The following is a 23,882-nucleotide window of genomic DNA, read 5'->3' on the forward strand; positions in this document are numbered from 1 at the left end:
ACACCTTCCCCACAAGGAGAACCCACGATGGACTGCATCACCTACACCGACGACACTGCCTACACCGACGACACTGGCTACGACCAGTACTCGAACAACACCATGTCGTTCGACTCCGACGGCGACGGCTACGCCGACACCACGATGATCGACACCGACGGCGACCAGTACGCCGACGTGATGATCTACGAGGAGGCCGGCTACAGCGAGGCCGTCATCGACACCGACGGCGATGGCTACTTCGACACCCTCGTCGCCGACACCGACGGCAACGGCGTCATCGATGTCCACATCGTCGATCAGGACGGCGACGGAATCGCCGAGTACGAGGCCTACGGCGAAGACCCCAACGGCTCGTTCGTCGACAACGGATTCGACGTGCTCGACGCCTCCGACGACGTCACCGACACAGCGGTGTTCGACGCCGACATCACCACGATCACAGACGATCCGGTCGAACTCTCCGACTCGATTCACGGCGAACCGATGGCCGAGATCACCTACCACCAGGCACAGCCCGGGCCAGTCGACTGCTTGCCGACGTCGGTCGCGATGGTGCTGACAGAGGTGACCGGCGAACTGGTTCCCGCGGACGACGTGGTTGCCTTGGCCAACGAGATGGACATGATGACCTCAACGGGTATGGCAGCCGAAGACGGTGTGCGCCTGCTCGAGGAGTACGGCATCGAGGCCGAGTTGACCTCCGGAACGCTCGACGGCCTGCGCGACCAGCTCGACTCAGGCACCGGGGTGATAATCGGGCTCGACTCGGCCGACCTGTACTCGAACGGCGGCGGGCCCTTCGACGAGGGCATGGAAGCGGGTCACGCAGTGGTCATCACCGGCATCGACGACGAGGCCGGCCTGGTGTACATCAACGATCCCGGCTTCCCCGATGGGGCCGGCGTGGCCATCTCGATCGAGACCTTCGAGGATGCATGGGCCGACTCGGACAACCTGATGATCGAGATCGTCGGAAGCGGCGACAGCACCGAAGGAATGGGCATCATCGAGCGCCTGCTGATCCCGATCAACTTCGTCCTCGACCGCTGATCCGTGAGCAGTGCCGGCGAATCGTTCGCCACAGCATTTCATGGGGTGCCCCGGCTTCGGCCGGGGCACCCGACGTTGTGGTTGTCACAGCGCTGGCGGAGCCGCCACGAACTCGACCCGCTGGCCGTCGATCAGAGCGATCGCGTCGCCGAACCCGACAGCATCGGAGTGACTGCCCAAGTCGGTGGCCGAACCGCGTTGATCAACCCACATGATCCGTCCGTCGTGCAGGGTCGCCAACGCCGCCCGGGAACCACCCCGAAGACCCACACACCCTGCGATCGGCAGGCGCCATCGCTCGGCACCGGACGATCGATCCAGGCCCACGACGTCTGCTGCGCCCGATACGACAACCAGATCACCGGCCAGTACGGGAGCCGGAGATGGTGCGTCGAGCCGGTAGGCCCACGCCGGGCGTCCTGTGTCGACGTCGAGGGAGTACAGGATCGAGTCGGCCGAAGTGACATGCAGCAGACGCCCACCCAACAGTGCCGGACCTTCGATCCGGTCGCGGGTGGGGTAGATCCAACGAACCCGTCCGGTCATGGCGTCGATGCAGATGGCCCGCCCCTCGAGAGTCGACAAGACCACTACCGAGGCCGAAGCCGCGATGGCCGACACCGAGTGCCCAACCGGAAGCATCCAACTCATCGAGCCACGATGGTCGAACGACGCGAGCTGGCCGGCGCGGTCGGCCACCAAGGTTGCATCGCCGGCCGACACCGGACCGACAGCGACCTCGAAGGGTGGTGCGGTCGACCATCGCTGCACTTCGCCGTCGTAGGAGCTCAGCATGCCATCGGTCGTCAACGTGACCGCCCCTGCACGGGTCGGAAGCGCGGATACAACCGGATGTGACGACTCCAATCGCGTGCTGTGGCCTTCGGCCACTATCCAGACACTGCGATCGTCCCAAAGCACCAGGTTCTCACCGCCGCCGCAGACCTGCGGAGGACCGGTCAGCTCGCCGCCCGCAGGCAATGGAGTCGAGCCGTCGTCGGTGGCCGTCGCTTGGCGCGACGCCCCGGGACCAACCAGGTGGCCGGCGGCCAGACGCGCTGCTCCTTCGACCACCACAGACTTGGGCTCGTCGCGTGTTCGGACCTTGTCGCCGAAGCGGGCGACCAGTCGGTCATAGACCATGGGTATCCGGCTGGATCCACCGACCAGGTAGATGGCCTTGATGTCGTCTTCGTCTACGTCGGCGTCGAGGATCGTGTCGGCCAGCTCTTCGACCGAGCGTTCGATCGGATTCTCGATCAGTGCCTCGAGCTCGGCGCGGGTCATCAGCAGTTCGCGGTCGGCGGCGGGAACGTAGATCTGCGTCGATGGGTAAAGAGACAGGTTCTCCTTGACGTTGCGCGCCTCGGTCAACAGATCGAAGGCGGCACGCATCCATTTGCGGTCGGTGCCGACCAGCATGTTCTGCCACAACTCGGCATCGTGGGCGGCCAGCATCGAGCCCAGGTGCAAGAAGACCAGGTGGTCGAAGTGGTCGCCGCCGATGCTCTCGTCGCCACCAGGCGGCCCCATCACCTCGAAGCCGTCGTCAGTGCGGCGCATCACGACGGTGTCGAAGGTGCCTCCGCCCAGGTCGTAGACGGCGATCTGGTCACCGGGGGACAGGTCGCCGGCCGCATAATGCAGCGCTGCGGCGACCGGCTCTGGGACCAGAACGGGTTCGGGAAGCCCGGCCAACGCCGCTGCCTCTATCAGGACCTCTTGTCGCGCCTCCTCCCACCTCACAGGGTGGGTCAGAGCCAGCCGGCTGGGCTGGGCGCCGTCGAAGCGTCGCTTTGCTTCGTCGGCCACCGCAGTCATCAGTGCAGCGAAGGCCTCGGCCGTGCTGACCGCGCGCTCGCCCAGCACCATCGGCACCGGCGAGCCGACATTGCGCTTTGGCGACCGCTCGGCTCGGTCGGGACGAGCCGAAGCAACCGCCAGAGCGGCGCGCCCCACCACGATCGAGTCGTCGTCGGCCACCGCGACGGTGCTGCTCATCCAACGATTGCCCTCGATCTCGAGGGGCACCACCCTGTCACCTTCGGCCGCGGCGCCGGCGGTGCGCGACGTTCCTACGTCGATTGCCAGCGTCCAGCCCGTCATCAGCTGTCGGCCCGGTCTGTGGAACGGCTCAGCACGGCGACGATGAACTCCGACCCGGTCTCGAAGGGCCTCAGATCCCAGGTCGAATGGCGCGAGTCGAATCGCAGCCCCGCCGCCTCCACGTCGGCTTCGAACTCGGCGAACTCATAGTCGCGCCCCGCACCGAAACCGGTGACGAGACGACCATCAGGCGCCAGATGGGCACCGAGGCGCTGCAAAACCATCTGCCGGGTGCTCGCTGCCAGGAAGGCCATCACATTTCCCGCAGCCACGATGGCGTCGAAGTCGGCGTCGATGCCCATCGAGGGAAGGTCCAACTCGGCCAGATCGGCGACGACCCACGTAGGGCCTGGATGATCCTGGCGTGCTGCTTCGATCAGCACGGGATCGACGTCGACCCCAACAACCTCGTGACCCTGCAGGTGCAGATGCCCGCCAACCCGGCCCGGCCCGCAGCCGGCGTCGAGGATGCGGGCGCTCCTGGGCACCATCGCATCGACCAGTCGGGCCTCACCGGCCAGGTCCTTACCCTCGGCTGCCATGGCGCGAAAGCGCTCCACGTACCAGCTCGAGTGGTTCGGGTTCTCCTCGGTGATTTCGACCCACTTGCTCTTGTCGACCACAATCCCTCCACGTCTTCGGAGGTGAGGGTATGGGATTCGTGTCGGGGTTCGCAGATCCGGCCTTCGACGAGCTTCGCGACGCCATGGTCGACAACCTTCGCGCCGAGGGCGACGATCCGGGCGACCTGGGCGCAGCCTTGACCGTCTACGTGGGTGGGCGCAAGGTCGCCGACCTTGTGTCGGGCTGGACGAGCGACAGCCGCGACACCGCGTGGACACCCGACACCCTGGTGAACGCCTATTCCACGATGAAGCCGGTGGCCGCAGTTCTGGCCCTTCGGGTCGTCGCCGAGGGCCTGATGGGCCTCGATGATCCGATCGCCTCTTGCTGGCCCGAGTTCGCAGCACACGGCAAGGAGACCATCACCCTTCGACAGGCCTTGTGCCACACCGCCGGGCTGGCGGCAGTGGGCCCTGTTCTGCACGTGCCAGATCTGTACAGATGGGACACGATGACGGCGGCTCTGGCGTCGACACCTCCGTGGTGGCCACCCGGAACAGCTCCCGGCTATCACACGAATACGTTCGGCTTCTTGATAGGCGAGCCGGTGCGCAGGCTCACCGGGCTGGATTTCAGCACGGCTGTTCGGCGCCTGTCCGACGCTTTCGAACTCGACATGCACTGCGGCTTGGGTGTCTCGGAATTGCCACGCGTAGCCGACGTCGACGTCGCTCACGCATCGCTGCCGATCGACCTCGATTCGGCCTATCCGGTATCAGACGAACGTTCGGTGCTGCTCAGGCACGCGTACGCCAACCCGCCGAACATCTCCGGGGTCGGCGTATTGAACAGCCAGGAATGGCGGATGTGCTGCGTGCCTTCTACCAACGGCCACACAACGGCCCGCGGTTTGGCCCGGTTCTACAGCACCTTGCTGCCGGGCGCCCACAGGTGCCCGCTTCCTACCGAATTGCTGGCAGAAGCCCGCACCGAGGCCTCGGCGGGCACCGATGTGATACTCGAACGTCCCATACGTTTCGGGCTTGGATTTCAGCTGCACATGGACGACCGGCCGATCGGACTCACCGACTCGGCCTTCGGTCACTTCGGATATGGCGGCTCACTGGGTTTCGCCGACCCCGGTGCTGATGTTGCGTTCGGCTACCTCACGAATCGACCTGGCAAACGCTGGCAGAACGTTCGCGTCAGACGTCTCGTGAACACGCTGGCATCAGCCCTCGGCACCGGCTGAACCCGCAGATTTGTGCCGCGTTGCCAGTGCCGCCAGACTGCGTCGATGGACACGCTCGATCTCGTCAAGCACACCTCGCCGCTGATCAACTCAGCCGGCTCCGGCTACTACTTCCACCCCGACACCCTGGCAAAAGGCAAGGAGATCGGCCTCGACGGCTTCCGATTCTATTTCCTCGGCCGCGGTGGTGTGTTGGGTGATGTCGAGCCAGCTGTAGTCGTTTCTGCATTCGGCTACTTCAACGCCGGTTTGGTTGCGAACATGTGGAACTCGGCCAAAGAGAAGGTCGCCCCGCGAGAGGCGGCTGGTGTACATCTCGCATGCGCCGACGATTTCGGACGCTCGAAACTGGCAGGGGTCGAGGGCCTCGATGCCTTCGTGGCTGCCGCCGAGAAGGTGATCACCTCGACAGATGCGTCCGGACTGACCCTGTTTGCCGCCATCGCGGCGGAGCCGATGCCAGACGACATCGCAGCCAGGGCATATCGCTGCGTCGTGCTGCTGCGTGAGCTTCGCGGAAGTGCCCACCTGGTTGCGGTGGTGGCCGAGGGTCTGACCACCGACGTGGCACATGCCATCAAGCGCCCCGGCGACGTGTCGACGTTCGGTTACGCAGAGCCTCCCGAGGTGACCGATGAGGCGCGCGCCGCTCTCGATGCTGCCGAACACCGCACCGACGCCATCGTCACCCGCTTCTTCGAGGTGCTCGACGACGACCAGAAGGCGGCGTTCGTCCAAGGCGTCGACGCCATCGCGGCTGCGCTGGCCTGACCCGACGGCAAGGCCCGGTCTGGCTCAGCCGGTGACGTCAGCCGCGTCGAGTACGGGCGTCAGATTCGACATGGCAGTGGCCACGAACTCGTCGACCTCGACTGCCTTCGACCACAGGTACCCCTGACCAAGATCACAACCGAGCTCGCGCAGCAGACCCAACTGGGCCAAGTCTTCGACGCCTTCGGCAACGATGCAGTGGCCCAGTCGTTTGCCGAGTTCGACGATGCCTCTGACGATGATGGCGGACTCACCGGTGGGCCTCAGCTCGCTCACGAAGCGCCTGTCTATCTTCACCTCCGTCACCGGCAGCTCATGAAGACGCAATAGCGATGAATGCCCGGTTCCGAAGTCATCGATAGACAAGCCGACTCCGGCTTGTCTCAGCTCGGCTAGGGCGGCCACCACGTCTGCCCTGTCGGTTGTGATCTCGCGCTCGGTCATCTCGAGGATCAGGCGGCTGGGATCAACGCCGTTGGTAAGCAGCCGGTCTATGACCTGGTGACCGAAGGCCCTGTCTGACAGGTTCTTCATCGAGACGTTCACCGACGCGTGGATGCCGCTGGCCTCGGTGCGCGCCAACATGCGGGCGGCCTGTTCGACCAGTTCGACCGTCAGGGCGGTGAAGTGGCGAGATATCTCGACGACGTCCAAGAAGTCGCGAGGCTCGAGAACTCCCCTTTGGGGGTGATGCCAGCGCAACAGGCCCTCTGCGCCGACCAGTTCGGAAGTGGCCAGGTCGATCTTGGGCTGGAACCACAACCTCAGCTCGTCGCGTTCGAGAGCACCCGCTATGTCGGCGCTGAGCGACAAGCGATCGATCGTTGTGGCCCGGTGGTCGCGCGAGTATACCCGATATGCCTGACCGGCCCGCTTGGCCGAGTACATGGCCAGGTCCGCCAGGCGCATCAGCTCGTTGGCCAGCGCGGCGTGTTCTGGTGCGGCAGCGATTCCGATCGAAGACGAGCCCGCGAACTCGAGCCCGTCGAGGGTCACCGGCCTCTCGCACGCAGCAGCGGCTCGTCTGGCAAGGTCCACCGAACGCTCGACAGCGCCAGGGCCCCACACTGCGAATGCGAACTCGTCGCCCCCGATTCGAGCGACAAGGCTGCGATCGTCGGTCTCACCGGCCAGCCGACAGGCGATCTCACGCAAGAACACGTCGCCGCTGTGGTGGCCGAGAGTGTCGTTCACCTCTTTGAAGCGATCGAGGTCCATCATCATCAGGACGGTCTCGTCGCCCTCATCGAGATGTTCCTCGAGCACCCGGTTGAGCACAGCGCGGTTGGCCAGACCGGTCAGCTCGTCGGTCTCGGCCAGGGTCACCAGCTCGGTCACGTCGACGGCCACTCCCCTGGCCAACGCGGCCGAACCCTTCCCGATGATCCGAAAGGACAGTTGGAACGCGGCCCACGAACCGTTGGCGCGTCGCAACCGGCAACGGCCCTCAGTCCAGCCCGCGTCGTCGCGGGGAGCTCGGCTGAGAGACTCCAAGTCGTCCGGGTGTACCAACTGGGCCATGTCGGGCGGCACCTCACCCCGTGAGTAACCCAAGATGTCGTCGGTACGGCCGCTCACCGATAGCAGCCTTCCAGTTTGTGGATCGGCCTCCCACAAGATCACGTCTGCCGAAGCGGCGATGTCGGCCAGTCTTGCGGCCGCGCCGTGATCGTTGGCGAGGAATACGTCGACGTAGCTGCCTACCAAAGGCACCAGCACTGCGGCGGCCGCAATGGGCACGAGCAAACCCTCGGCACCGACGATGACGCCACCGATGGCCAGTCCGGTGAGGCCCAACGCCTCGAGCAACACATAGCCCCGACGGCCCAAGAACACCGCAGATGCTGCCGGGGATCCCACGATGATCACCAGGCCCGCAGTCCAAACATCGGGAGCCAGCCAGATCAGCGCCACAGTGGCAAAGACGTCGAAGCTCGGCTGGGCCTTCATGACCAGATGGGGCGGCAGCAGCGTGGAGATCGCCACCGGAACCACAGTCATGGCAAGCAATATCGGAGCCAACACGAACCGATTCGGCCCAACCTCGGGCACCAGGGCACAAACCGCCGCCAGCCCGAACAGCCCGACCGCTCTCAGGAGAACCCGATGGTTGACCCGGCGACGGGCGTACTCGTCGAAGTAGTCGTGGTGAACCTTCGCCCGCATAGGCGCTCCATCGGCAGCAACATCTGGCGATTGGAGCCCTCCGACCCGACCAATCGACAGAATCGTTCGGGTGAGATTCAAAACGAAGAAAGCCGCCCGGCTGCGAGCGACTTCTTCCAAGTTATCACGAGACGACTTTCGCGTCTCGGCTTCCGGTACAGATAGACGAAAGATTCACCCTCCGATGAGCGATGCGAGGCCCCAGATGGCCGCAACCAGCCCTACGGCGCCCATGACGAGGCTCCGCCCGAGTGGGGCGCGGGCCAGATCGCCATCACGAAACGGCTCGTCGGGAGGCCGAACGATGGCCAACACGTTGCCGATCAACATCGCCGCACCGAGGGCCAGAACGGTCAATGGAAGAATGTCGTCGTACACGTTGAGTCTCTCCCGGTTGCAGAGCTTGGCCTATGACCTGCGCCAACGCTATCGCCGGGGAAAGGCCCCGGCGATGCCATCGGCCCTGGGCGTGGCACTCTGTTGGCGTGAAGCAGATCCCTCGAGTGGCGACCGCGGCCGCGATTGGTATTGCGATTGGCCTGCTCAGTTCGTTGGTTTTCACCATGCTGGTCATAGCCGTAGCGCTGCTGGTCGCACTGGTGACACGCGTGGCGGCCCAGGAGACAGACCGCAACACCGGACCTATTCCTCAGCTGGCCCTGGCCGTGGGCATCGGAACCTTGGCCGGCCGCCTCATCGGATGGTTCGGCATCATCGGCGGGGTGGCTGCTCTGGTGCTGTTGGTGGTGGTGTTCTTCGCTGCTGGTGGCGACCTGGTGTGAGGTGTCGTAGCAGTGCGGCGGTCAGGCCTTGGCCATGTTCGCGAACCTGGTGAAGTGGCCCAGGAAGGCCAAGCGGACGGTGGCTGTCGGGCCGCTGCGGTGCTTGGCGATGATGATCTCGGCAGTGCCGATGTCTGATGACTCGGGGTTGTACATCTCGTCGCGGTACAAGAACATGACGACGTCTGCGTCCTGCTCGATGGCACCAGACTCGCGAAGATCCGCAAGCATCGGGCGCTTGTCTGCTCGAGACTCGAGGGTTCTCGACAGCTGAGAAAGAGCGACGACGGGGGTTTCGAGCTCGCGGGCCAGGATCTTGAGACCTCGCGATATCTCCGAGATCTCGACCTGGCGGCTCTCGGCTCGACTCGATCCCTGCATCAGCTGCAGATAGTCGACGACAACCAGGCCTAGATCACCCAATCGACTCTTCAGGCGTCGTGCCTTGGCCCGTATCTCCATCACCGACAGGTTCGGGTTGTCGTCGATCCAGATCGGCGCCTCCGCCAGCTGCCCCACCGCTCGGCTGATCTTGGGCCAGTCGTCGTCGCTGAGATTGCCGTTGCGCAGTCTCGATGAATCGACCTTGGCCTGCGAGGACAGAATGCGCTGGGTCAGCTCGAGGTGGCCCATCTCGAGGGAGAAGAACAACACCGGCTTTTGGGCGACCATCGCAGCGTGGGTTGTGAGCCCCAGTGAAAACGCGGTCTTGCCCATGGCTGGGCGGGCACCCACCACTATCAACGCGCTGGGCTGCAGACCCGACAGAACCTCGTCGAGATCGTGATAGCCGGTGGGTATGCCCGTGATGGCATCACCACGCTCGTACAGGTCCTCGAGTCGATCGAGGTTGTCTGAAAGCAGGTCGCGAATGGGTCTGGTCGTGTCGGTGACGCGCCGTTGCGCCACCTGGAACATCTTGGCCTCGGCCTCGTCGATGGCCTTGGTCACGTCGTCTGGCAACGAATAGCCGACTTCGATGATCTCGCCCGCGGCCGCAATCAGACGACGCAGGAGCGCCCGTTCCTCGATGATGGTTGCGTAGCGGGCAGCGTTGGAGGTGGCGGGTGTCGTCGATTCGAGATCGACCAGTGTCTGCAGGCCACCTGCGGCCTCGAGCAGACCCGAACGCTCGAGTTCCTCGGCGACCGTGACCGGATCGGCCGGGTGCCCCGAGCTGTACAAGCTGGCGATCGCGTCGAAGATGTGCTGGTGAGCGGGCAGATAGAAGTCGCCCGCGTCGAGGGCTTCAACCGCCGGGCCGATCGCATCGCGCGACAGCAGCATCGCGCCCAACAAGGACCTCTCGGCCTCGAGATTGTGCGGGGCGCGACGTACCGAATCGGAGATAGGGCTCCTTGGTGCTGCGTCGTCGATCATCACTGACGATCCTCCCTCGCGCGGCCTGTGGTCGGCTAGACCCAAAACCTGTGGTTAAAGGTCACCAGACCATGGGGAATAAAGGGTTTCCCCTGTGGACAAAGTGTGGGAAACGGGCTCCACCAAAGGGTGAGGGCCGACACCGAGCGAGACGGCGCCGGCCCTCGAGCCCCTTGAACTGTGGGTCTGACGAGCCGAATCAGTCGGCGGCGACGACGTCGATGTTGATGACAAACTGGACGTCGGCGTGAAGCTTGGCCTGAACCTCGTGACCACCCACCGTGCGGATCGAACCGTCGATGGACAAGTCGCGGCGGTCGAGCTCGAGCCCGGTCGCCGCCTTGACAGCCTCGGCGACATCGGAGGTTGTGACCGAGCCATAAAGCTGGCCGCCAGATCCGGCCTTGGCCGATACCGGCACGGTCTGACCCACCAGCTGGCGCGCGATGTCTTCGGCGGCACTGCGATCGCGCTCGTCGCGCTGATCCCGCGACCGGCGCATGGCGGCAGCCTGGGCGACAGCTCCTTGCGAAGCCATCATGGCCTTGCCCGAGGGGATCAGGAAGTTCCGGGCGTAGCCGTCGGCCACGTCGATCATGTCGCCGGTTTTGCCGAGGCCACTGACGTCGGTACGCAAGATGACGTTCACTCGCTGTCCTCCTCGGTCACGTCTTCCTCGTCGTCGACGATGTCGTCGTCGTCGTTGACGTCGTCACGGTCGTCGCGATCGTCGCGATCGGAGCGGCGACGCTTGTCACCCTTGCGCTGCGTCACAACCCGCGATGCGTATGGCAGCAGCGCCATCTCGCGTGCGTTCTTGACGGCCCGGGCTACCTCGCGCTGCTGCTGGACATCGTTTCCGGTGACGCGGCGGGCGCGGATCTTGGCACGATCGGACATGAAGGCCCGAAGAAGCGTGACGTCCTTGTAGTCGATGTAGTCGATGCCCTCTTTGACGATCGGGCTGATCTTCTTCTTGCGGGGCTTGAGCTTCTTCGGGTCCTTGCCCTTGACCCGGCCCTTCTTCTTCACAGCCATCTAGAACGGCTCCTCTTCTGGGTAGTAGTCGGCGGAAGGTGCCTGATACGCGGGGGACGACTGCTGACGGCCGCCGCCCTGGTATCCACCGCCGCCCTGATAACTGCCACCGCCCTGCTGGTCGGTGCCTCGTTCGTTTCTCTTGACCTCGGCCGCAGCCCAACGAAGGCTCGGTCCGATCTCGTCGGCGACCACTTCGACCACCGATCGCTTTTCGCCCTCGGGTGTGTCCCAGGACCTCTGCTCGAGGCGCCCGGTGACCATCACCCTCATGCCCCGAGACAGGGTCTCGCCGACGTTCTCGGCCATCTCTCTCCAACAAACGACGTTGAAGAAGCTGACCTGTTCGTCCCAAGCACCGGTCTGGCGGTTCTGCCAGCGCCGGTTGACGGCAATGCCGAGGGTCGCCCGGGCCTGCCCGGACTGGGTGTATCGAAGTTCGGGATCTCTGGTGAGATTGCCCACGAGGGTCACGGAATTATCGCTCGCCATGGTTCGAGCCTCCTGACTCAGTCAGCCTGCCCAATCAGACCGCGGCGTTCTGCCTCGGAATCGGGAAGGCGGATCAGCTTGTGGCGGACGACGTCGTCCGCGAGACGGAGGTTGCGCTCGACCTCATCGAGGGCACCGCCCTCGGCGAGCACCTCTATGACCGAGTAGTAGCCCTCGGTCTTGTGGTTGATCTCGTAGGCGAACTTGCGCCGACCCCAGAAGTCGACGTTCTTGATCTCGCCAGCGGCTTCGACCTTGGCGCGAACGTCCTTCAGCGCGTCTTGCACTGCGACATCGTCGAGATCGCCGTCGTGGATGACCATTAGTTCGTATGCGCGCACGATGGCACACACCTCCTTCGGACCCGACCGGCGGCCGGGGCCCCGTCTAGTAGCGGAGCAGGGGTTGATGAGTTGTCAGCGCATCAGCGTAGAGCACATCGTTCCCAACTCCCACCCCCAGTATGCAAACGGGGTGGGACAGCCAGCCCGAGCACGCTGCGCGTCAGCCAGAACGGCTGACGAGATCGAGCTGAGTCCCGACCTCCACGCCCAGGCCTGCGAGGTTGCCCTTGGGCACTTCGAGGGCCGCCGAATAGAGCGCGTCGGCGCGGTAGATCGGGCAGGGCTCGGCTGGACAGGGCTCCATGTCGGCCGTGGCGACCACGACCCCATCGGGCGAAACCCAGGCGATGGACAGTGGCATCACGGTGTTCTTCATCCAGAAGCCGCCGTCGGTCGGTTGGTCGAACACGAACCACATTCCGTCCCAGCCCTGCATGTCATCGACGAACATGAGGCCCTGCCTGCGCTGGTCTGATGTTGAGGCCACCAGGACATCCAAGAGCTCGGCCTGGGCAGCAACCCGAACGGTCCCCCATCCGAAGCCATCGAAGGGCACCAGAGGATCGACGATGGCGGCGGGAGCCGACTCGACGACCGTGGTCTGCGGGGCCGCTGTGGACGCGACGACGCTGGTCGCAGTTTCGGCGGTGGTGGCGCGTGCCGAGTCGGCGGAGTCGCTGCCTGTACAGGCCGACACGAGCGAGACCACAGCCAACAGCGTCGGCATTGTCCACCGAAGCGCACTCATCCCTGCTCCTGTGCGGTCGTGACCGTGGTCGATACATCGACGGGCGTCGAGTCGGGCACGGTGGTGGTCGGGTCCTGTTCGGTGCCGGACGTGACATCGGTTGCCACGGTGGTGCTGGTGACGGTGGTGCTGGTCGAAGTGGTTGTGGTCGAGGGGCTGATGACCTCGCCCGGATAGCCCTCGGGGGCCACGAACGAGCCGGGCTCGACGTCGCGATGCGCATCCACCATCACCTGGCGCCAGATCTCGGCGGGCCACGATCCTCCAGTGATCGGATCGGATCCGGCGACCCCGGTCATCGAACGGTTCGAGTCGGGGAAACCGACCCACACCGCAGTGGTGAACCGCGGCGAGAAACCGACGAACCAGGCGTCGCGATAGTCCTGCGTGGTACCGGTCTTGCCAGCTGTGGGCACCCCCTCGATCTGTGCCCTGGCGCCTGTTCCGGCGGCGACGACCCCCTGCAACACCTCCACGACGATGTCGGCGGTCTGGCGCGACATCACCCGGTGCCCGGTGGTTTCGAACCTGCTGATGGTGACTCCCTCGGAATCGACGACCTCCAGCAGGATCTCGGGGTCGTGGCGCTCGCCTCGCGAGGCAAACGTCGAATATGCGGTGGCCATGTCGAGCACCGACACCTCCTGTGTCCCGAGCACCAACGAATGCACAGGATCGAGGTCTGCCTGGATGCCCATCTGGTGGGCCAGCTCTGCGACGGGACTGGGCCCTACCTCGAGCATCAGCTGGGCGTATGCCGTATTGGACGACACGGCGGTAGCCCTGAACAGGTCGATCACACCGTGTGAGGCATCGGCATAGTTGTGCACGACCCATGGCTGGCCATTGTCGAGGCCCGGGAACTCGAGCACCGAAGGAGAGTCGAACTGCGAACGCGCAGAGATGCCGGCCTCGAGTGCCCTGGCCAGAACGATGGGCTTGAACGACGATCCCGGTTGTCTGCCGCCGCCGCCACCGTCGACGCCTAGCGCGAGGTTGACCTGCGAGGTCTCAAAGTCGCGACCGCCAACGAGGGCGCGTATGGCGCCGGTGTCGTCCAACACCACCACCGCAGCCGTCGGCTCATCTGCAGAGTCGAGCACGGCGGTCGCGGCCTCGAAGGCTTGGGCTTGCAGGTCGAGGTCGATGGTCGCAGTCACCCTCAAGCCACCCTGAAACAGGGCGGCTGAGCCGTGTCGATCGGTCAACTCGCGCCTGATCATCTCGACCACGTAGCCAGCGCCAGCTGCATCGGCCTTGGGCGACAGTTCGACCGACGAATTGGGTCGCCTCTCGAGCGTGTACGACTCGATCGGGGTGTCCTCGGCCTGCACTCGCTCGGCCGCGGTGATGTAGCCCTCCTCCAACATCGCGTCGAGCACGGTGCTGCGGCGGCGGTACGCCTCGTCGACCTGGCTCTCCCGGCTGATGTCGGCCGCCTCGGGACCTCGGATCAGGCCTGCGAGGTAGCTGGCCTGCGCGATGTTCAGCTCTGAGGCGTTTACCCCGAACCACACACGGGCGGCAGCACCGACGCCATAGGCACCGCGCCCGAAATAGATCGTGTTGAGGTAGCCCTCGAGGATCTCGTACTTGTCGGTTTCGCGCTCGAGTTTGATGGCAAGTGCCGCCTCCTTGAGCTTGCGGATCAATGTGCGCTCGGGCGACAAGAAGGCGTTCTTGACGTACTGCTGGGTGATGGTCGAACCGCCCTGCAGCGAACCCGAGCTGCGGATGTCGGCCCACAGGGCTCTGGCAATTGCAACCGGGTCGACCCCCGGATGGTCGAGAAACCCCCTGTCCTCGGCAGAGATGACAGCGTCGACCAAGATCGGCGAGATCTCCTCGATGGTGAGGGGCACCCGGTTCTGCTCGCCGTGGAAACGGGCGATCTCCTCGCCGTCGCGATCGACCACGATCGTGGTCTGATCCGAAACGGCCGACGCGTCGGGCAGCTCGATGCGCCCGAGGATGTGGACGAAGCCGGCGACGGCGGCGATGAAGACCAAAAGGCCGTAGTAGAAGAGCCGTCGTACACGCCTGGCCATCGCCGACCCGCCGCGGCCAGAACGCGGCGCGCCCAGCTTGCTCTTGGCCATCGGGCTATCCGAGCACGATCCGACGCAGCAGGTGGTGCCAGCCGCAGGATGCGCAGACCTCGACCCGATACGCAGCGAAATCGCCAGACCGTTGGCGGTATCTATCCAGCTCGGTATCGGTGAGGGCGAGCTTGCCGCTGGCGGGCAGCCTGGGGCCGAACACGTAGTGGATCCAGGCGAGACCATCGAAGTCGCAAACCGGGCAGGCGCCACCGTCGGGGGTCTCACAGTTGCGGGCTACACGAACCAGCTCTGGATGTGCGTCGCAGACCTCGTGGCGCGCGATGCGGCCGGCCTCGAGGTCCGCCAGCAAGGCGCGTCTTTGCAATCGATAGTCGACGTCGCCGGTGCCCGAGGCGGCGTCGGTAGCTGCGATGCCGGGGTGGAAGACCACGGCGAGCAGGGTAGCGGCCTGCGCCCCGAACGCCAGGCCGCCCGCCTGCATGCCTCACAGATCGGTTTCGGCAGCTTCGAACCAGGCCAGGACCCGTCGCTCGAGTTCGGCGACCTCGTGTTCGCCCTCGTCGAGCCTCCACCTGCGCAACTCGTCCAGGACCGCGCCCACCTCGGGACCACCAGGCAGTCCCAGGAGCTTCATGACCTGGGCACCGGAGAGCTCTGGTCCCAGCCGCGTCAGATCTTCGCGGCGGGCGAGGCGTTCGACGGCGTCGACGAGCGACTTGGCGCTTTGATCATCGGCCACAGCAGCCACGCAAGCGGCAGCACTGGGCCAGTCGTCGCCGGCTTGTGCAACAACCCTGCGCGCCTCCGCATCCCGAGGCCGAGACGCGCTTACCCAGATCGCCGTGGCCAGTCCAAGCGATGCAGTTCGACGCTGATCAGAGCGTGAGTAACGCAAGCGCCTCAGGCACTCGACTATGGCTTCGGCGTCGCCGAAGCCCACGCCTCGACCGAAGAACACACACCGGCGGGCGAGGACGCGGTCTGCTCCGAATGCTGCGGGCACTGCATCGATCGAGTCGGCCAGGACAGCTACATCGAGACCCTCGTGGTCCACCCCCTCGAACAACCGGTCGAGCGCCCCCACCCTGGCCAGGAACCCGATGCCTACACCAGGGCGCTCGGCTGCCAGTAGTTTCTCGAACTCGTCGCGGACCCTCTCGGACGACACGATCGACAGACGATGGGCCAGATCGGTGGCCGCGGTTTCGAGCCCCGGATCGGGCACCAAACCAAGCCGAGCCATGAAGCGCGCCGCTCTCAGCACCCTCAGCGGATCGTCTGAGAAGGAGATTCTGGCGTCGACGGGAGTGCGCAGCACCCGCCGTTCTAGGTCGGCTGCGCCATTGAAGGGATCGACCAATAGACCCGTCACCACGTCGATCGCCATGGCGTTGACCGTGAAGTCACGCCTGGACAGATCGCTGCTGATGGCCGTCGAGAAGGTCACGGCGGGTTTGCGAGACGATGGGTCGTAAGCCTCCGATCGATGGGTGGTGATCTCGAAGTCGATTCCATCGAGTCGGCAACCGATGGTTCCGAAACGCTCGCCCTGACTCCAAACGTCGTCGGCGATGGGTGCCACGGCGGCCTTGATGTCGGCCGGCTGAGCATCGGTGGTGATGTCGATGTCGTGGGGTGGCTGACCCCCCAGGTGCAGATCTCGTACCAGCCCACCAACCACGTAGGCGCGGTGGCCCGCGTCGGTCAGTCGCTCGGCGACGGGCCTGGCCATCTCGAGCACCCGCGAAACAGCGGTCTGGTCGAGCCTGGTCGTGGGCTGGGGTGCGTCTGCGCCGGGCGCTGGGTCTGACATTGCAGGCCAGAGTAAGACTGACACTGGTGGAATGGTGTCGGTTTCTGGCAAGCTAGAACGCCAATTCAGTTCGGCGTCGGCCCAAACGGGCCCATACGTCGGCGTACGAGTGAGGATTGTCCATGGGTTTCGAGGTCGGTGACAACGTCATCTACCCCCACCACGGTGCAGCGGTCATCATCAGCCGCGACGTCCGCGAGGCGTTCGGCGAGACCCGTGAATACCTGAATCTCAAGACGGCACACGGCGACCTGAGCCTGTCGGTTCCCGTCGACAAGGTCGACGAGGTGGGCATGCGTCCTCCAATCGACGAAGACGACGTCGAGGACCTCTTCGAGCTGTTGTCGAAGAAGGACATTCGCGAACCGGCCAACTGGAGTCGGCGGTTCAAGAACCACCAGGAGAAGCTCAAGTCCGGCGACATCTACCAGGTCGCCGAGGTCGTCAGGAACCTCGCGCTGCGCGAAGCATCCAAGGGGCTCTCGGCAGGCGAGAAGACCATGCTCGAGAAGTCGCGCCAGATCCTGGTGTCGGAGCTGTCCATCTCGATGGATGTCACCGAAGACGAGGCCATGGAGGCCGTCAGCGCTCGCCTCACGTGAGGTTCTGAACCGACCGGCCGAAGCAGCGGTACTACCCTGGCGTGCGTGATTGGACCCTTCCCGACCGGTTCGGATGATGGCTCGAGCCGAAATCCACCGTTGGGGTGACGACAAGATCCGCGTTCGGCCATGGCGCGGTGAATCGTCGGTCGCGTACTTGTCTCCCGTCCCGGGGCACACCCCTGTGTCTCTCGACTCCGTTCACCGTTCGGTCGCCGTGTTGAAGGCCCGCGGCGTAGCCCGCGTATTCACGGCGGCGGTTCCACCACCCGAGGAGAGGATCCTCCTCGACGCCGGCTTCGAGCTGCGGGAACGTCTCCACCTCCTGCGCCACGATCTGACCGGCCTCGACGGTCATCCCGAATCGGGGGTGAAGCTCAGACGGGCACGACCCTCCGACCGCGACCAGATACTCGTGACCGACAATGCGGCGTTCGACCCCTTCTGGGCTATGGACGAGGAGGCCCTGGACGAGGCTGTCGGAGCAACCCCGGCGAGCAGGGTGAGGGTTGCCTCCGATCCCCGAGTCGTCGGATTCGCCGTCAGCGGAAGAGCGGGCAAGTCGGGTTACCTCCAGAGACTGGCCGTGGCCCCCGACCAGCAAGGTCGCGGTATCGGGCGCAGCCTGGTGGTCGACGGCCTGCGTTGGATGCGCAGGTGGGGAGCCAGGCGAGCGCTGGTCAACACCCAGGTCGTCAACGAACGCGCTCACCAGCTGTACCTGCGGCTCGGCTTCGTGCCAGAACCCCATGGCCTGGCCGTACTGGAACTCGACCTCGGTGCTACATCGTGAGGAGGACACTGGTCGTCTTGTTCATGCTGGCGATCGCGGTCGCGGCCCCGACGGACGCCGTCGCCTCTGCGCGGCAGAACTCGGGCGGCCTTCAGTTGGTAGACGCCGCACCACTGTCACGCGACGCCCAGTTTCTGCGCATGCGGCTGCCTGGGCTGGTGTCGCCCACCGACGTGCTCGACATAACCGTTCATGAAGCCATCAGCAGCCGAGCCGACTTCCTGATCACCACAGACCGCTCGACGGCCGGAGAATCGATCTTTGCGGCCACCTTCGAAGTCGCAGACCTCGAGCCGACACTGACCGGATTGGTCGAAATTCCGGTCGACTTCGCCGCCATGGGTCTGGACGGGTCGACGGAGGGCGTCTATCCGGTGGTGGTCGAAATGGACACGGGCGCGGGAGCCAAGGTGGGCTCGTTGTTGACCTATCTGGTGATACCGCCCGTCATCCCAACACCGTCGCGCACCGCACTGGCTCTGATGATCGAGGTCAGGCCTGGCGAGAACGCTGCGGGCAACATCGACGACGATGATCCGCTGGCGACGTGGATAGATGCACTGATTGCGCGACCCGACCTGCCCGTGACACTGCAGGCAACTCCCCTGCTGTTCGAGAACTATGCGTTCGACAGCCGCATCCGAGCGCTGCGCACCCGCCTGGCCGATGAGGCTTTGGTGGCTGGCCCCTACCTACCGGTCGACGAGCGAGCCCTGGAGGCCGAGGGTTTCGGTGAGGATGCGGCTCTGCTGTTGGCTCGCGGTGTCGACGCATTGACGAACTTTGCGGGCAGAGCCCCCGACGCGACCCTGAAGCTGTCGCCCGCCTGGCCAGATGCCGACCGAGCGGCGATCTGGCGCGACCGGGGCGTCAGGAGCATCGTGTCGGTTGGCAGCTCGCCCTTCGACGCGCCAATCGACGCCGAAACCAGCTCCGGAACGGTCTCGATGATGGTCATACCTGAACGCTTCGCCGACCCCAACCCCGAGAACCCGACCGCGGCAGCGAACAGGATCCTGTCAGAGCTGGCCGTGATCGCCGTCACCGCCGATCACCCGACGTCTTCTGTGCTGTTGTTCTCGACGGGCCAGCCGACCTCGTCGCGCTTCGTAGAGGATCTCCTGGACGGTCTGGCCGAGATGACACCGCTGATAACTCCGGCCACGGTGGCAGATGCTTTTGCCACCAACCATCTGACGACTCCGAGCGGCCAGCGGATGTCGATCTCGCTCGAGCAGAACACCGAAACCCCCAGACTCGACGGCGGCGTGGTCGAGTACCGGGAGGCCGAGCAGATGCTTACGGCGTACCGATCGATGATCCGCGACGAAGACACCGGCTATCTCTACGACGAACAACTGGACAAGTTGGTTTCACTGCTGGGAAGTGGCGTTACGGGCGACCAGCGGGCACAGGCAGCCGAGGAGATCGTCGACGCCGTGCGCATCGAGATCTTGTCGATCCGTCCTCCACCACTCGAGCAGGTGAACCTGACATCACGCACGGCTACATATCCGTTCGCGTTCCAGAACAACGCCGAGTATCCGGTGCGAATCGAAGCACGGTTCATCGCAGACAAGGCCAGGTTCAACGAGCTCGAAGACGGCGAGAGCTTGAACCTGGTGCTCGAGCCCGGCGTCAGTTCACGCGAGATCAACGTCGAGGCGCTGGCATCGGGTTCGTTCCCGATGAGGATCGAGTTGTGGGCGCCCGACGGCAGCCTCCTGCTCGGTTCTGTGGATCTCGAGGTTCGATCTACGGCACCTTCGGGCATCGGAGTGCTGATCTCGGTGCTCGCTGGTTCGGTCCTGGTCCTTTGGTGGGGTCGCGAGCTGTTGCGGTCGAGGCGCAAGTCACAGGGCAACGATGCCGGTGACCAACAGGCCGAAGAAGACCTCGTGGAGCTGCCTGCGTGAAGAAGAAACTGGCCGGCAGCGTGGCCGTGTCCGCGGGCATTTTGTTGTCGAGGGTCACCGGACTGCTTCGAGAGATAGTGGTGCGGCGCAGCTATGGGGTTTCTGCAATCGGCGACGCCTACACAGCGGCGCTACGGATACCCAACCTGCTTCAGAACCTGCTGGGCGAGGGCGTACTTTCGGCCTCGTTCATCCCGGTGTATTCCGAGATGGTCGACTCCGACTCGAAGCGCGCAGCCCGTTTGGCGTCGACGATGTTCGCGTTCTTGGTCGTGGTGTGTTCACCCGTGGTAGTGGCCCTGGTGGTATTCGCTCGGCCGCTGACCGAGCTGTTCCTGATCGGCAACGCCAATGAGGAGACCATCGACACTGCTACCCAACTGACCCAGATCATGGCCCCGGGCATAGGCGTACTGGTCTTGTCGGCGTGGAGCCTCGGCGTACTGAACAGCCATCGCCGGTTCTTCCTGCCCTACGCGGCGCCGGTCGTATGGAGCCTCGCCCAGATAGCCGTGGTATTCGGTCCGGACACCGCCTCCACCCGAACGCTGGCGGTCAGGGTTGCGTGGGCTTCGACCGTCGGCGCTGTGTTGCAGTTCGTGATCCAGCTACCTGCCGTGCGGCGGTCTAACCCGCACATCGGCCGAGCTGTGGACTTCGCCAGTGCCGAGTTCCGAAGTGTTCTGAGAAGGCTCGGCGCGGTGGTCATCGGCCGTGGATCGGCTCAGCTGTCGGCGTTCGTCGACCTGTTCCTGGCCGGCTTTCTGGCGTCTGGTGCACTCACCGCCTTGGGCGCTGCACAGGTGTTCTACCTGTTGCCCATCTCATTGTTCGCCATGAGCGTCGCCGCAGCCGAGTTGCCCGAGCTGTCGCGAATGAACAACGACCCCGACGCCGTTGCCGATCGGCTGGCGGCCGGGCTCGTGACCATCGGGTTCTTCATGGTCTTCACCACCCTGGTGTTCGTGCTTGCCGGTCGGCGGGTCATCGACGCGGCCTTCGGGATCATTCCGGGCGATAGCTTCCAGTCAGATGGTTTGCTGCTGATCGCTCTGGTGTTGGGCGCCTACTCGCTGGGACTGCTGGCTATCGGCGCATCACGACTGCTGCAGAACACCTTCTACGCCTTGGGCGACGCCACTACCCCTGCCCAGATCGCCGTCGTCCGCTATGGCGTTTCGGCGTTGCTGGGCTTGGTGTTGATGCTGCAGTTCGACCGGCTGTTCGTGTACGACGGCGTGATAACGGGCTTCGACCAGTTGATGGCACCGTTCGAACCGCTGCCCCAAGCGATCAGATCGCGCGACGACCTGCCATTGCGCCTGGGGGCCGCCGGGCTTGCGCTCGGCGCGGCAGCCGGCGCCTGGTTCGAGTTGGTCGCCCTGCGAATACGACTTCTCGACCGTCTCGAACGATCATCGCTGACCAGGGGAAAGTGGCGGGCGCTGGTGTTCCCCGCGCTGTCGGCGACGCTGTGGATGCTGGTGTCGTTGCCTGTCACACAAACCTGGAACAGCTTGATTTCCGGCGTTGTCGTCGTGGGGCCCGCGGGGTTGATCTACGTGTTCACGGCGTCCACCACACGTGTCCCTGTCGCCAGGTCGATGATCGATCGACTGTCGAGAAGCTGAGCAACTAGCGTTCTCGTGGCGGTACCGTCGGTGCAGCCGCGTCGGCCACCCACTCACCCAACGAGGAACAATGCCCGTCAAAATCGTCACAGACAGCTCGTGTGATCTCCCAGACGACCTCCTCGAAGAACTGGATATTTCGATCGTTCCCCTGACGGTGCGGTTCGGCGATGAGGAGTTCGTCGACCGCGTCGAGTTGAAGACCGACGAGTTCTGGCGGCGGTCGAAGGCGTCGAGCGTGCTTCCCGAGACGGCCGCGCCGTCGCCGGGTGCCTTCGAGACCGCTTACCGCGGCGCCAAGGCCAACGGCTACGACGCTGTTGTGGTCATCAACCTGTCCGGCGAGCTGTCGGCGACCATCCAGGCTGCCGACGCTGCGGCCCGAGCCGTAGCCGACGACATAACGGTCGAGGTGGTGGACAGTCGTACGGTCAGCATGGGCTTGGGATCTCTGGTTCTTCGCGCCGCTCGGCTGGCCAAGGGCGGGGCCGATGCCTCCGACATCGCAGCACAGATCAGGGACGCGGCGGCGCGAACCCGCATGGTCGCCGCCCTGGACACCCTCGAGAACCTGAAGAAGGGTGGCCGCATCGGGGGCGCGGCCTCGATGCTGGGAAGCCTGCTGTCGATCAAGCCGATAATCGAGGTCATCGACGGCAAGGTCGAGTCGAACTCGAAGCAGCGCACCCGGGCCAAGGCTCTGCAGTTCCTGGTCGACTCGGTCGCCAAAGCCGGCGAGGTCGAGAACCTGGCGGTCATGCACGCCCAGTGCGACGATCTCGAAAGTTTCTTGTCGAAGCTGCGGGAGAGCTACGACGGCGAAATCGTGGTCGGTGAGATCGGCGCGGTCATCGGAGCCCACGCCGGTATTGGTGCGATCGGTTTCACCTACCAGGTACCGGCCTGAACGCATGCCCACTGGGTCTGATCGATCGCTGCTCGGCGACCGATACCGGCTCGATGCGAGAGTCGGCATCGGACGGCTCACCGAGTCTTGGAGTGGCTACGACACCCGGCTTGACCGCGACGTAACCATCCGAATCGTCAGACCAGATCTGAACTCTGACCGCGAGCTGGTGGCGCGACTGGCGTCTCGATTGCGCGAAGCCTCACGTCTGGAACTGGCGGGCCTGGCGCGCATCTACGACATGATCGACGGCGAGCTGGTGGCGGTGGTCACCGAACCTGCCGACGGGCCGGACCTGCGAAGCCGCATCGTGGCCGACGGCCCCGTCACGCCCGAGATCGCTGTGGGTTATGCCCGCGACCTGGCAGCAACACTGGAAGAGCTGCATTCACGCGGCGTGTCTCACGGTGGAATGACGTCCGCCGGTGTCGCATGGGGAGCCGACGGCCGCCTGATGATCACCGACCTCGGCACCGGGGGCGAGGCTGATGCGGTCGGAGACGAAACCGTCAACGGCGATGTGATCGCGCTTGCGTCGGTCGTGCACGAGATGGTCACTGGCAAAGCACCCCACCGCAGCGGCGGCCGTCTCGAGTGCGACCCCTCGGTACCCGTTGAACTTGCCGGCTGTTTGCACGATGCCCTGTCGGGCCCCGGGTTCGCCAGCCCGACGGCGTTGGCCGAAGCGCTTGGCACGGCAAAGAGCGACGATGCTCGGCCGGTCACACTTCGCACCACCGAGAGGCGGTGGCTGGTGCCTGCCATGATGATCGTTGGCATAGGCATTTTGTTGGCCACCGTGGGATCACTGCTGAGCCGCACCGAGGCCGGACGCAACATCATCGAAGGCGCACGCGACGTCGTCGGCCTGCCTGCGGCCACCACGACCACCCCCTCCACGACCTCGGATCTGCCGCTGATAACCACCACCACCCTTCCCCCAGCCGATGTCGCCATAGTGCAGGTCGTCGATTTCGATCCCGAAGGCGATGACAGACAAGAGAGCCCGCGGCGATTGGTGCTGATAAACGACGGAGATCCGTCGAGAGGTTGGCAGACCGAGCGCTACAACTCACCCGAGTTCGGCAATCTGAAGACAGGGGTAGGACTGATAGTCGACGTCGAGCCAGTGTTGAGGTTCGAGGAGATCGCAGTTCGAAGCCCATCGAGGGGATGGGCGATGGAGTTGTACATCTCCGACGAGCCTTCGGCGGTCGTAGACGACTGGGGTGAGCCGGTTGCGACGGCTACAAACATCACGGGCGACGTGGTCTTCGACGACCTAGAGCAGGGAGGACGTTCGTTGTTGATCTGGATCACTCGACTCGACGCCGAGCCCGAACACCGTGTCGTAGTGACAGACATCGAGGTTGCCGGCGTTCCGGTCGGCGCCTGAGATCGTGTTCTGCCAACAGGTGATCGCCAATCGAGCGACGTTGCTGCGCGCTGTACCCTGACGCC

22 protein-coding genes and 1 pseudogene are annotated in these 23,882 nt (G+C 64.7%); 10 read left to right on the top strand and 13 right to left on the bottom strand.

Features of this window, described 5'->3' with window-relative positions; all coding sequences use genetic code 11:
* Positions 1 to 27: 27 nt before the first annotated feature.
* Positions 28 to 1,053 (top strand): C39 family peptidase, encoded by a 1,026-nt coding sequence (locus R2770_11710; GenBank protein MEZ5281126.1) that lies wholly within the window; start codon positions 28 to 30, stop codon positions 1,051 to 1,053.
* 84 nt (positions 1,054 to 1,137) lie between these two features.
* Here R2770_11710 and R2770_11715 read toward each other — a convergent pair whose 3' ends face one another.
* Positions 1,138 to 3,159 (bottom strand): Hsp70 family protein, encoded by a 2,022-nt coding sequence (locus R2770_11715; GenBank protein MEZ5281127.1) that lies wholly within the window; start codon positions 3,157 to 3,159, stop codon positions 1,138 to 1,140.
* Positions 3,159 to 3,782 carry a class I SAM-dependent methyltransferase gene (locus R2770_11720; GenBank protein ID MEZ5281128.1) on the bottom strand — a complete coding sequence of 208 codons (624 nt, stop codon included), beginning with the start codon at positions 3,780 to 3,782 and terminating at the stop codon, positions 3,159 to 3,161. The genes R2770_11715 and R2770_11720 overlap by 1 nt, the downstream gene beginning before the upstream one ends.
* Positions 3,783 to 3,811: 29 nt before the next feature.
* Between R2770_11720 and R2770_11725 the strand changes: the two genes are divergently transcribed.
* Together R2770_11725 and R2770_11730 are read left to right on the top strand one after the other, a co-directional pair.
* Positions 3,812 to 4,975: a serine hydrolase domain-containing protein gene (locus R2770_11725; GenBank protein ID MEZ5281129.1), complete on the top strand. Its 1,164-nt coding sequence runs from the start codon at positions 3,812 to 3,814 to the stop codon at positions 4,973 to 4,975.
* 45 nt (positions 4,976 to 5,020) lie between these two features.
* Positions 5,021 to 5,746 carry a hypothetical protein gene (locus R2770_11730; GenBank protein MEZ5281130.1) on the top strand — a complete coding sequence of 242 codons (726 nt, stop codon included), beginning with the start codon at positions 5,021 to 5,023 and terminating at the stop codon, positions 5,744 to 5,746.
* Positions 5,747 to 5,770: 24 nt separating this feature from the next.
* On the opposite strand, the gene R2770_11735 is transcribed toward R2770_11730, so the two are convergent.
* A complete protein-coding gene (locus tag R2770_11735) occupies positions 5,771 to 7,912 on the bottom strand; it encodes a GGDEF and EAL domain-containing protein (protein MEZ5281131.1) in 2,142 nt (713 codons plus the stop codon).
* A 174-nt stretch (positions 7,913 to 8,086) separates the two neighbouring features.
* The gene (locus R2770_11740; GenBank protein ID MEZ5281132.1) at positions 8,087 to 8,290 is read right to left on the bottom strand and encodes a hypothetical protein; all 204 of its coding nucleotides are present in this window, start codon (positions 8,288 to 8,290) and stop codon (positions 8,087 to 8,089) included.
* 107 nt (positions 8,291 to 8,397) lie between these two features.
* On the opposite strand from R2770_11740, the gene R2770_11745 reads away from it, so the two are divergent.
* On the top strand, positions 8,398 to 8,694 hold the full coding sequence (locus tag R2770_11745; GenBank protein ID MEZ5281133.1) for a hypothetical protein: 297 nt from the start codon (positions 8,398 to 8,400) through the stop codon (positions 8,692 to 8,694).
* Between the two features lie 21 nt (positions 8,695 to 8,715).
* On the opposite strand, the gene dnaB is transcribed toward R2770_11745, so the two are convergent.
* The 9 genes and pseudogenes from dnaB to R2770_11790 form a co-directional block, all read right to left on the bottom strand.
* Positions 8,716 to 10,074: a replicative DNA helicase gene (gene dnaB / locus R2770_11750; protein ID MEZ5281134.1), complete on the bottom strand. Its 1,359-nt coding sequence runs from the start codon at positions 10,072 to 10,074 to the stop codon at positions 8,716 to 8,718.
* 199 nt (positions 10,075 to 10,273) lie between these two features.
* Positions 10,274 to 10,723, bottom strand: a complete 450-nt coding sequence (gene rplI, locus R2770_11755; protein ID MEZ5281135.1) for a 50S ribosomal protein L9 — start codon at positions 10,721 to 10,723, stop codon at positions 10,274 to 10,276.
* 131 nt (positions 10,724 to 10,854) lie between these two features.
* Positions 10,855 to 11,112 (bottom strand): annotated as a pseudogene (gene rpsR, locus R2770_11760) (30S ribosomal protein S18).
* Positions 11,113 to 11,604, bottom strand: a complete 492-nt coding sequence (ssb, locus tag R2770_11765; protein MEZ5281136.1) for a single-stranded DNA-binding protein — start codon at positions 11,602 to 11,604, stop codon at positions 11,113 to 11,115.
* 17 nt (positions 11,605 to 11,621) lie between these two features.
* Positions 11,622 to 11,945: a 30S ribosomal protein S6 gene (gene rpsF, locus R2770_11770; protein ID MEZ5281137.1), complete on the bottom strand. Its 324-nt coding sequence runs from the start codon at positions 11,943 to 11,945 to the stop codon at positions 11,622 to 11,624.
* A 163-nt stretch (positions 11,946 to 12,108) separates the two neighbouring features.
* The gene (locus tag R2770_11775) at positions 12,109 to 12,696 is read right to left on the bottom strand and encodes a DUF192 domain-containing protein (GenBank protein ID MEZ5281138.1); all 588 of its coding nucleotides are present in this window, start codon (positions 12,694 to 12,696) and stop codon (positions 12,109 to 12,111) included.
* The gene (locus R2770_11780) at positions 12,693 to 14,795 is read right to left on the bottom strand and encodes a transglycosylase domain-containing protein (GenBank protein ID MEZ5281139.1); all 2,103 of its coding nucleotides are present in this window, start codon (positions 14,793 to 14,795) and stop codon (positions 12,693 to 12,695) included. The genes R2770_11775 and R2770_11780 overlap by 4 nt, the downstream gene beginning before the upstream one ends.
* A gap of 4 nt (positions 14,796 to 14,799) precedes the next feature.
* Positions 14,800 to 15,189, bottom strand: coding sequence for a DUF5318 family protein (locus R2770_11785; GenBank protein MEZ5281140.1), 390 nt, complete (start codon positions 15,187 to 15,189; stop codon positions 14,800 to 14,802).
* Between the two features lie 54 nt (positions 15,190 to 15,243).
* A complete protein-coding gene (locus R2770_11790; protein ID MEZ5281141.1) occupies positions 15,244 to 16,572 on the bottom strand; it encodes a CCA tRNA nucleotidyltransferase in 1,329 nt (442 codons plus the stop codon).
* Between the two features lie 122 nt (positions 16,573 to 16,694).
* Between R2770_11790 and R2770_11795 the strand changes: the two genes are divergently transcribed.
* From R2770_11795 to R2770_11820, 6 genes are all read left to right on the top strand, one after another.
* Positions 16,695 to 17,174 (top strand): CarD family transcriptional regulator, encoded by a 480-nt coding sequence (locus R2770_11795; protein ID MEZ5281142.1) that lies wholly within the window; start codon positions 16,695 to 16,697, stop codon positions 17,172 to 17,174.
* A gap of 184 nt (positions 17,175 to 17,358) precedes the next feature.
* Positions 17,359 to 17,967 (top strand): GNAT family N-acetyltransferase, encoded by a 609-nt coding sequence (locus R2770_11800; protein MEZ5281143.1) that lies wholly within the window; start codon positions 17,359 to 17,361, stop codon positions 17,965 to 17,967.
* On the top strand, positions 17,964 to 19,883 hold the full coding sequence (locus R2770_11805; protein MEZ5281144.1) for a DUF6049 family protein: 1,920 nt from the start codon (positions 17,964 to 17,966) through the stop codon (positions 19,881 to 19,883). Before R2770_11800 ends, R2770_11805 begins: the two co-directional genes overlap by 4 nt.
* On the top strand, positions 19,880 to 21,514 hold the full coding sequence (gene murJ / locus R2770_11810; GenBank protein ID MEZ5281145.1) for a murein biosynthesis integral membrane protein MurJ: 1,635 nt from the start codon (positions 19,880 to 19,882) through the stop codon (positions 21,512 to 21,514). Before R2770_11805 ends, murJ begins: the two co-directional genes overlap by 4 nt.
* Before the next feature lie 70 nt (positions 21,515 to 21,584).
* Entirely contained in the window at positions 21,585 to 22,421 is an 837-nt protein-coding gene (locus R2770_11815) for a DegV family protein (GenBank protein ID MEZ5281146.1), read from the top strand.
* Between the two features lie 4 nt (positions 22,422 to 22,425).
* Positions 22,426 to 23,817 carry a hypothetical protein gene (locus tag R2770_11820; protein MEZ5281147.1) on the top strand — a complete coding sequence of 464 codons (1,392 nt, stop codon included), beginning with the start codon at positions 22,426 to 22,428 and terminating at the stop codon, positions 23,815 to 23,817.
* Positions 23,818 to 23,882 lie beyond the last annotated feature (65 nt).

The sequence above is a fragment of the Acidimicrobiales bacterium genome (assembly GCA_041394185.1).
In the GTDB taxonomy this organism is placed as follows: Bacteria; Actinomycetota; Acidimicrobiia; order Acidimicrobiales; family Poriferisodalaceae; genus JAAETH01.

Bases quoted from the DNA above. Each gene is read 5' to 3' on its own strand.
- R2770_11710 (MEZ5281126.1), top strand. From the start codon at position 28: ATGGACTGCATCACCTACACCGACGACACTGCCTACACCGACGACACT.
- R2770_11790 (MEZ5281141.1), bottom strand. From the start codon at position 16,572: ATGTCAGACCCAGCGCCCGGCGCAGACGCACCCCAGCCCACGACCAGG.
- R2770_11715 (MEZ5281127.1), bottom strand. From the start codon at position 3,159: ATGACGGGCTGGACGCTGGCAATCGACGTAGGAACGTCGCGCACCGCC.
- R2770_11725 (MEZ5281129.1), top strand. From the start codon at position 3,812: ATGGGATTCGTGTCGGGGTTCGCAGATCCGGCCTTCGACGAGCTTCGC.
- R2770_11735 (MEZ5281131.1), bottom strand. From the start codon at position 7,912: ATGCGGGCGAAGGTTCACCACGACTACTTCGACGAGTACGCCCGTCGC.
- dnaB (MEZ5281134.1), bottom strand. From the start codon at position 10,074: ATGATCGACGACGCAGCACCAAGGAGCCCTATCTCCGATTCGGTACGT.
- R2770_11815 (MEZ5281146.1), top strand. From the start codon at position 21,585: ATGCCCGTCAAAATCGTCACAGACAGCTCGTGTGATCTCCCAGACGAC.
- R2770_11795 (MEZ5281142.1), top strand. From the start codon at position 16,695: ATGGGTTTCGAGGTCGGTGACAACGTCATCTACCCCCACCACGGTGCA.
- R2770_11780 (MEZ5281139.1), bottom strand. From the start codon at position 14,795: ATGGCCAAGAGCAAGCTGGGCGCGCCGCGTTCTGGCCGCGGCGGGTCG.
- R2770_11730 (MEZ5281130.1), top strand. From the start codon at position 5,021: ATGGACACGCTCGATCTCGTCAAGCACACCTCGCCGCTGATCAACTCA.
- R2770_11775 (MEZ5281138.1), bottom strand. From the start codon at position 12,696: ATGAGTGCGCTTCGGTGGACAATGCCGACGCTGTTGGCTGTGGTCTCG.
- ssb (MEZ5281136.1), bottom strand. From the start codon at position 11,604: ATGGCGAGCGATAATTCCGTGACCCTCGTGGGCAATCTCACCAGAGAT.
- R2770_11820 (MEZ5281147.1), top strand. From the start codon at position 22,426: ATGCCCACTGGGTCTGATCGATCGCTGCTCGGCGACCGATACCGGCTC.